Raw genomic sequence first — 7672 nt, 5'->3', positions numbered from 1 at the left:
GCGCCCGCCGTCGCCGAGGCCAGCTCCGGGGCCGCCTGACCGGCTGGACCGGGACGCCGACCGGGCGGGCGTGCCGGCGCCGCACCGGCACGTGGCACGATCGGGGCGATGAGCACGCGGGAGCGGTCAGGGCCGGGTCCGGTGGTGGCGGTGGTGGGGCCGACCGCCGCGGGTAAGAGCGATTTTGGCATCGAGCTCGCGCTCGCGCTCGGTGGCGAGGTTGTCAACGCCGATTCGATGCAGCTCTACCGTGGGATGGACATCGGCACCGCCAAGGTCCCGCCGGCGCAGCGCCGCGGGGTGCCCCATCATCTGCTCGACGTCTGGGACGTGACGCGCACCGCCGACGTCGCCAGCTTCCAGACCGACGCGCGTCGGGTGATCGACGGTCTGCTCGCGACGGGCCGGACCCCGGTGCTGGTCGGCGGCTCCGGGCTGTACCTGCGCGCCGCCCTGGACGATCTGACCTTCCCGGGCACCGATCCGGCCGTGCGGGCGCGCTGGGAGCGGGAGCTGGCCAGCCGCGGCGCGCCGGCGCTGCACGGTGACCTGGCGCGGCTCGCGCCGCGGGCCGCCGAGGCGATCCTGCCGACCAACGGCCGCCGCATCGTGCGCGCGCTGGAGGTCGTCGAGCTGACCGGAACCTTCGAGGCCACCCTGCCCGAGCACCGTTCCGTCTACGACGTCGTCCAGATCGGGGTGGACCGGACTGATCTGGACGAACGCATCGTCGAACGGGTGGACAGAATGTGGGGCACGGGTTTTCCCGACGAAGTGCAGAGGTTGGTGGAAAAGGGCCTGAGGGAAGGCCGTACGGCGTCCCGTGCGCTGGGATACGCTCAACTGCTCGACTGGTTCGACGGAGCAATGGACTCCGCCGAGGAGGCCAAGCAGGCCACAATTACCGCGACGCGGCGCTTTGCCCGACGGCAAAGGTCCTGGTTTCGTCGGGACGAGCGGATAGTCTGGCTGGACCAACCGGATGTCACCCAGGTGCTACGGCTGGTGGGTTCGCTCTGACGGGTGATCGGTCAAACGGCTCCGGGGCGATGGGTTGGCGCCGAACCGCGGCGTCGCCGACGCCCGGCGTGCGGCGGCCGGTCCCGCTCGGCGTCTGGAGAGATCGATGTGACCGCGCCCTCCGCTGCTGCCGGTTCCCCACCCGACCTGACTCTCGTTCCCGCTCTCTACGCTGCTTTCGACGATGGCTCGTTGCGATTGCATTTCCAGCCCGAGGTGGACCTGCGTAACGGGTCAGTTCCGGGAATGGAAGCCCACCCGCGCTGGCAGCATCCCGAGCGCGGCGTGCTCGGCCCGGCGGAGTTCATGCCGATCGCCGCCGCCGCCGGCCTCGTCCACCAGGTCGACCAGTGGGTCCTGCGGATGGCGGTGACGGAGGCGCGGACCTGGCACCGGATGGCCGTGGGCACGCCGATCCGGCCGCCTCGGCTGTGGGTCAACGTCGATGGCCGCCAGCTCGCCAGCCCCGCCTTCGTCGCAGAGGTCGACCGGCTGCTCTCCGGCCGGCTGTTGCCGGCGGGGGCGATCGGCCTGGAGTTCAGCGAGCGGGACCTCGGGCTGGCCGCGCCGGTGGTTCCCCGTCTGCTGGAGCGGCTGCGCGCCCTCGGCGTCGCGATCGCCGTCGAGTCGTTCGGCACCTGGTTCGGGTCGCTGGCGATGTTCGACCTGCTGCCCCTTGACCTCGTCAAGCTCGACGGCGCCTTCCTACGGGCCACCATGCGGGATCTGGAGGGGGAGGCGGTCGTCGCGGCGATCTCCCGGCTGGCCCACCAGCGGCGGCTCACCGTGGTCGCCGACGGGGTCGACACCGCCCGGCTCGCCACCCGGGTGGTCGACCTCGGCTGCGACCGGGCGATCGGGCCGGTGTTCTGTCCGCCGGTACCGGTGGAGGACGCCCGGCTGATCGCGCTGGGTCGAGGGCGTCCGGACCGCTGGTACAGGCCCCCGGCGCGGACCGACGATCGGATGCGGGAGTGGGTGCGCGCCGCCGGAGGATGAACTGCGCCGCCCGAGGATGAAGTGCGTCGCCGGGGGATGGCTGCGGTGGCGGCCTGGGTGGGCTCGGCGGCCCGGGCTGCTGCGCCGTACGATCGCCCTGTGCGGGACGACCGGGAGCAGCGCTTCGTCAAGGGCCACGGCACGGGCAACGACTTCGTCGTGCTGCCCGACCCGGACGGCGACCTCGACCTCACCGCGGACCTGGTCCGCGCGTTGTGCGACCGGCGCACCGGTGTCGGCGCGGACGGGGTCCTGCGGGTCGTGTTGTCCGCCGCGGTCCCCGAGGCAGCCCCCCTCGCCGGGACCGCCCGCTGGTTCATGGACTACCGCAACGCCGACGGGTCCCTCGCCGAGATGTGCGGAAACGGCGCCCGCGTGTTCGCCCGCTACCTGGTGGCCGCCGGTTATGCCCGGCCCGGCCGGTTCACCATCGCGACCCGCGCCGGCCTGCGGCTCGTGGAGGTGCCGGCCGCCGGGGATGTCACGGTTGACATGGGCCCGCCGCGGCTGTCCGCCGGACCCGGCTCGGCGGTGACCGTCGCCGAGCGCGCCTTCACGGCGGTCGGCGTGTCGATGGGCAACCCGCATGCCGTCTGCTTCGCCGACGATCTCGACGTGCCCACCCTGCGCGGCCTCGACCTGACCCGCCCCCCCGCGTTCTCTGCGGCGGACTTCCCGGACGGGGTGAACGTCGAGATCGTCGTGGATCGGCCGGGCGGGGTCGCCATGCGGGTCTACGAACGCGGAGTCGGGGAGACGGCCTCCTGCGGCACCGGTGCCTGCGCCGTCGCGGTGGCCTGGGCCGCCCGCCGCGGCCTGCGCCCCGGGCCTTCCCCTGCCTGCGGGCCCGAGGAAGGCGCCGCGGCGACCGTTCGCCCCTCGGCCGTGGCGGGGGCCCATACCGGCGCCGGCGCTGCGCCCGCGGCGGTCGAGGTCGAGGTCGACGTCCCGGGCGGCGGCCTGGTGGTCGTCTGGCGTCCCGACACCGTGCTGCTACGGGGACCGGCCGAGCTGGTCTTCGACGGCGTGCTGCGCCCGGCGGCCCTTCGTCCGGCGGCCCTTCGTCCGGCAGCCCTGGGCGGGCAGACGGCGGCCGGGGTCGCCGACGCCACCGAGATCCTTGCGGCCGCCGGGCTGCCCGGCTCTCCCACCCGCTGAGCCGCTCCCGGGGGACCTCCGGGGTGTCCGCCGTCGGCGACGTCCGTTTTCGACAAGACCGCCTGGCCTGAGGCGTCCTACGGTGCGGACATGTCATCCACCTTCAACCTCATCGGCCTGGTCGTCGCAGACATGGGCCGCAGCCTGGACTTCTACCGCCTGCTCGGGCTCGAACCGCCGGCCGGCGCCGAGGCCGAACCGCACGTCGAGGTGACCCTGCCCGGCGGGCTGCGCCTCGCCTTCGACACCGAGGAGACGATCCGTTCCTTCGACCCGGACTGGGCGCCGGCGACCGGCGGTGTCGGACGGGTGAGCCTGGCCTTCGCCTGCGACAGCCCCGCCGAGGTCGACGCGCTCCACGCCGATCTGCTCGCTGCCGGCCACACCGGTCACCTGCCGCCCTGGGACGCCTTCTGGGGCCAGCGCTACGCGACCGTCCTCGACCCGGACGGCAACCACGTCGACCTGTTCGCCCCGCTACCCGCCGTCGCGACACCCTGACCAGGAATGCCGGCAGGCCGATCTTCACCTGGTAGCCCCGGCAGCTCCGGCCCCGGCAGCCTCGGGGCTCCCGGCGGCTCTGCGGGACCCGCCGGCGCCGGACCGCTCGGCCGGGCGGGGGCGAGCAGGCTGGTCAGCGCGACACCGGTCAGGGCGCGCACCTCCCGGGCCAGATGGGCCTGATCGGCGTAGCCGGCGTCGGCGGCCACCACGGCCAGGCGTTGGCCCGTCCGCGCCGAACGCAAGGCTTCCTGCAGCCGCAGGATGCGGGCGAGTGTCTTCGGGCCGTATCCGAACAGCTGCCGGCAGCGGCGCAGGAGCTGACGTTGGCTGAGCGCGGCCGCTCGTGCCACGTCCGCCACCGGCGACCCGGCCCGGATCCCGGCCACGATCGCCGCGACCAGCGGATCGCCCAGCTCCGGATGGCGGGGGCGGGCGGCGACGCACGTCTCGAGCACCAACGCCGGGTCGTCCGCCTCGGCGAGCCGTTCGGCGAGCCGACGGGCCGGCCCTCCACCCCACAGGTCGGCAAGCTCCGGGCGGCGGTCGCGCAGCTCCGCGGCGGGCACCCCGAGCCGGGCCGGACCGCGTCCGGGGTCGAAGCGCAGGCCGACGTGGCGTACCCCCGGCGCCCAGCTCGCAAGCGTGGCGACCGTGTCCGGCCCGGCGACGATCAGCCGGCCGTCGGAGCTCCAGATGATGTCGATGCAGCCGTCGGGCAGGATCCGGTGGACCTGCGCGGCTCGCTTGTCGGGGGCAGGGTCGCCCGTCGACAGGCGCCGCAGCGGGCTGGCATCCGCCCGGTCGAGGTCGCCGGCGGGCCCGGACGGGCCTCGCGCGGACCAGAGCGTCGCCGGCAGCCGGGTCGTCGGTCGCTCCCGGTACACGGCGTCGAGGCTACGCGTGCGGCGTCCGGTTCGAAGGTCACGGCGTGCCGGCCCGCAAAGCGTTCGCGATCGTCATGGCGGCGTGGGACCCTGGATGGAGACGGGATGAATCCGCCAGGGCAGCGGCCGGCGCCCCACGCCGCCCCTGCCGCGGACCTCATCAGGTCGCCGGAACCCGTGCGCGTGACCTGGCCGGACGAAGCGGCGCGGAATCTCGCGGCAGCGAGCCGCGTTGGGAATGGATGGTATGACACTTCCTGCCGACGCCCTGACGGCGTCCACTTTCGACAGATCCCTCACCGACCTCGCCGATCCGGATTCGGCGTACCTCTCTGGCTTCTATGACGATTCCGGGGACGGTTTCGACCTGGAGGAACGCGCGGCACTGCGCCGCGTGCCCGGTCTGGCTACCGAGCTCGACGACGTCACCGAAGTCGAGTACCGCCAGCTTCGGCTGGAGCGGGTCGTCCTCATCGGCGTGTGGACGTCGGGTTCGCTGCGGTCGGCCGAGGCCTCCATGACGGAGCTCGCCGCCCTCGCGACCACGGCGGGTTCGGTCGTGCTGGATGCGCTCGTGCAGCGTCGCGACCGGCCGGACGCCGCGACCTTCGTCGGCTCCGGCAAGGCGCGCGAACTCGCCGAGGTTGTCACCGCGACCGGCGCGGACACGGTGATCTGCGACGGTGAGCTCACCCCGGGCCAACTCCGCCAGCTGGAGGAGGTCGTCAAGGTCAAGGTCATCGACCGGACCGCGCTCATCCTGGACATCTTCGCCCAGCACGCGACGTCTCGGGAGGGCAAGGCTCAGGTCGAGCTCGCTCAGCTTCAGTACATGCTGCCCCGCCTGCGCGGCTGGGGTGAGTCGATGTCCCGCGCTGCGGCCAGCGGTGGTGGGCGGGCGCCCATCGGTACCCGCGGACCCGGCGAGACGAAGATCGAGACGGACCGCCGCCGGCTGCGCGCCCGCATGGCCCGCCTGCGCCGGGAGCTCGCCGGGATGGCGACGGTGCGTGAGACGAAGCGGTCCGCCCGCCGTCGCGGCGAGGTGCCTGCGGTCGCCATCGCCGGCTACACCAACGCCGGGAAGTCCTCGCTGCTCAACCGGCTCACCGGCGCCGGTGTCCTCGTCGAGGACGCGCTGTTCGCCACGCTGGATCCCACGGTGCGGCGCGCGACCCTGCCGGACGGCCGGGCCTTCACCCTCACCGACACGGTCGGGTTCGTCCGCCACCTCCCGCACCAGATCGTCGAGGCGTTCCGTTCGACGTTGGAGGAGGTCGCCGACGCGAACCTCATCCTGCACGTCGTCGACGGCTCCGCCCCCGACCCGGCCGCGCAGATCTCGGCCGTGCGCGAGGTGCTCAACGACATCGACGCGGGCAACGTGACCGAGCTGATCGTCGTGAACAAGGTCGACGCCGCCGAGTCGACCGTCCTTGCCGGCCTGCGCCAGCTCGCGCCCGACGCGGTCTTCGTCTCGGCCCGCACGGGAGAGGGGCTGACCGAGCTCGTCGACGCCCTGTGTATCCGCGTCCCTCACCCCGACGTCGAGATGAAGGTCGTCGTCCCCTACACGCGGGGCGATCTCGTCTCCCGGGTGCACGCCCACGGCGAGGTGCTCGAGTTGGAGCACACCGCGGACGGCACCCGGCTGCTCGCGAGGGTGTCGCCGTCGCTCGCCGCGGAACTGCACACCTTCCAGCCCTGACCCGTCGGGGGCGGTGCTGACCCGTTGCCCGCGAGCACGGCGTGGTCGGCGGGGCGTAGCGCCCGTTCCACGGCAGCTGAACCGGCCGGCCGCCTCGCGCGGCCGGCCGTCCACGGTCAGACCCGGCGCAGCACGGCGACAATCCGCCCGAGGATCGTCGCCTCCTCGCCGGGGATGTCGCTGAACGTCGGATTCTCCGGGTGCAGCCAGATCTTGCCGTCGCGGACCCGTAGCCGCTTGACCGTCGCCTCACCGTCGATCATTGCGGCGACGATCTCACCGTTGTCCGCGACCGGCTGCTGGCGCACCACCACCCAGTCACCGTCGCAGATCGCCGCGTTGATCATCGACTCGCCGACGACCCGGAGCAGGAACAGGGTGCCCTCGCCGACGATTTCCTTCGGCAGCGGAAAGACGTCCTCGATCGCCTGCTCGGCCAGGATCGGCCCACCGGCGGCGATGCGCCCGAGGACCGGAACGTAGGCCGCGGACCCCTCGCCGCTCGCGCCGGCCGGGGTCGCCGCGGTGCCCGGGAAGGTCGACACGACCGCCGCCGCGCCGGAGTCGGCCTTGCGCCGCGGCCGATCGGGGCTGAGTACCTCCATCGCCCGCGGACGGTTCGGGTCCCGGCGCAAGTAGCCCTTCTCCTCCAGCATCTTGAGCTGATGCGCCACGCTGCTCGTGCTGGTCAGCCCCACCGCCTCCCCGATCTCCCGCACGCTGGGCGGGTACCCGCGCCGTTCCACCTCGGCCCGGATGACCTCGAGCACCTTGCGCTGCCGGGGGGTCAGGCCGGCTGCGTCCGCGGGGTTTTCGGGAAAGGCCCGCACGTTGCCGCGGGCCCCGCCCCGGCGTGTACCCCTGCCTTGGCTGGTCATCGCCTACCGCTCTCCTCGTCGCCTACTCTGTCGCGCAGGGCCGCTGCTCGGTCGCACGCCGGACATGCGCGCGGCTGTCGGCCTCGTCCGGCGAGTCCGGCACCCCCCACGGCACCCGGCTGTCCGCGACCGGGGGAAACCGCCCGGTGCAAACCTGATCGTCTCGACGGTAACCGCCCGGTCGCGGAATCTCAAACGTCTGTTCGAGCGTGTCCCTTTCCCCGGCGGGCCTCCGGTGCGACAATCGATCAGGAGTTCGATCGAACGGGAGTTCGTGGCGTCGTGGTCCCGGGTGTCTTGGGAGGAAGCCGTGCAAAGCGCGCACACCGCACAGGTGGTCGATCTGGCGGCTGCCCGGGAGCGGGCGGCGTGCCGGGCCGGCGGACCGCCGGCGGGCGGTCCGGCGCGGATGCGGGTGGCCCGGCCGGTTCCGGGGGTCGGCGTCGGGAGGCCGGTCGCGCAGGCGTGCCCCTCGCCTGCGCCGGTTCCTCGGCCGAAGGCGCGCCGTGCCGCCGTCGAGC

7 protein-coding genes are annotated in these 7672 nt (G+C 73.6%); 5 read left to right on the top strand and 2 right to left on the bottom strand.

The genetic code is table 11. The features are described from left to right. Positions 1–108: 108 nt before the first annotated feature. The 4 genes from miaA to ND748_RS20390 all read left to right on the top strand — a co-directional run bounded on the left by miaA (position 109) and on the right by ND748_RS20390 (position 3678). Positions 109–1020 (top strand): tRNA (adenosine(37)-N6)-dimethylallyltransferase MiaA, encoded by a 912-nt coding sequence (gene miaA / locus ND748_RS20405; RefSeq protein WP_251747603.1) that lies wholly within the window; start codon positions 109–111, stop codon positions 1018–1020. A 108-nt stretch (positions 1021–1128) separates the two neighbouring features. Beyond that, entirely contained in the window at positions 1129–2019 is an 891-nt protein-coding gene (locus ND748_RS20400; protein ID WP_251747602.1) for an EAL domain-containing protein, read from the top strand. 99 nt (positions 2020–2118) lie between these two features. After that, positions 2119–3177 carry a diaminopimelate epimerase gene (gene dapF, locus ND748_RS20395; RefSeq protein ID WP_251747601.1) on the top strand — a complete coding sequence of 353 codons (1059 nt, stop codon included), beginning with the start codon at positions 2119–2121 and terminating at the stop codon, positions 3175–3177. Between the two features lie 90 nt (positions 3178–3267). After that, positions 3268–3678: a VOC family protein gene (locus ND748_RS20390; protein ID WP_251747600.1), complete on the top strand. Its 411-nt coding sequence runs from the start codon at positions 3268–3270 to the stop codon at positions 3676–3678. On the opposite strand, the gene ND748_RS20385 is transcribed toward ND748_RS20390, so the two are convergent. After that, positions 3603–4565, bottom strand: a complete 963-nt coding sequence (locus ND748_RS20385) for a helix-turn-helix transcriptional regulator (RefSeq protein ID WP_251747599.1) — start codon at positions 4563–4565, stop codon at positions 3603–3605. The genes ND748_RS20390 and ND748_RS20385 overlap by 76 nt on opposite strands. 247 nt (positions 4566–4812) lie before the next feature. On the opposite strand from ND748_RS20385, the gene hflX reads away from it, so the two are divergent. Continuing rightward, positions 4813–6273 (top strand): GTPase HflX, encoded by a 1461-nt coding sequence (hflX, locus tag ND748_RS20380; protein ID WP_251747598.1) that lies wholly within the window; start codon positions 4813–4815, stop codon positions 6271–6273. Positions 6274–6389: 116 nt separating this feature from the next. Here the strand turns inward: hflX and lexA are convergent, their stop codons facing one another. Beyond that, complete coding sequence (lexA, locus tag ND748_RS20375) at positions 6390–7151, bottom strand: transcriptional repressor LexA (RefSeq protein ID WP_251747597.1); 762 nt, start codon at positions 7149–7151, stop codon at positions 6390–6392. Between the last annotated feature and the right edge of the window lie 521 nt (positions 7152–7672).

The sequence above is a fragment of the Frankia sp. AiPs1 genome (genome assembly GCF_023716945.1).
Lineage (GTDB): Bacteria > Actinomycetota > Actinomycetes > Frankiales > Frankiaceae > Frankia.
This window is presented reverse-complemented; position numbering and strand designations above follow the sequence as displayed.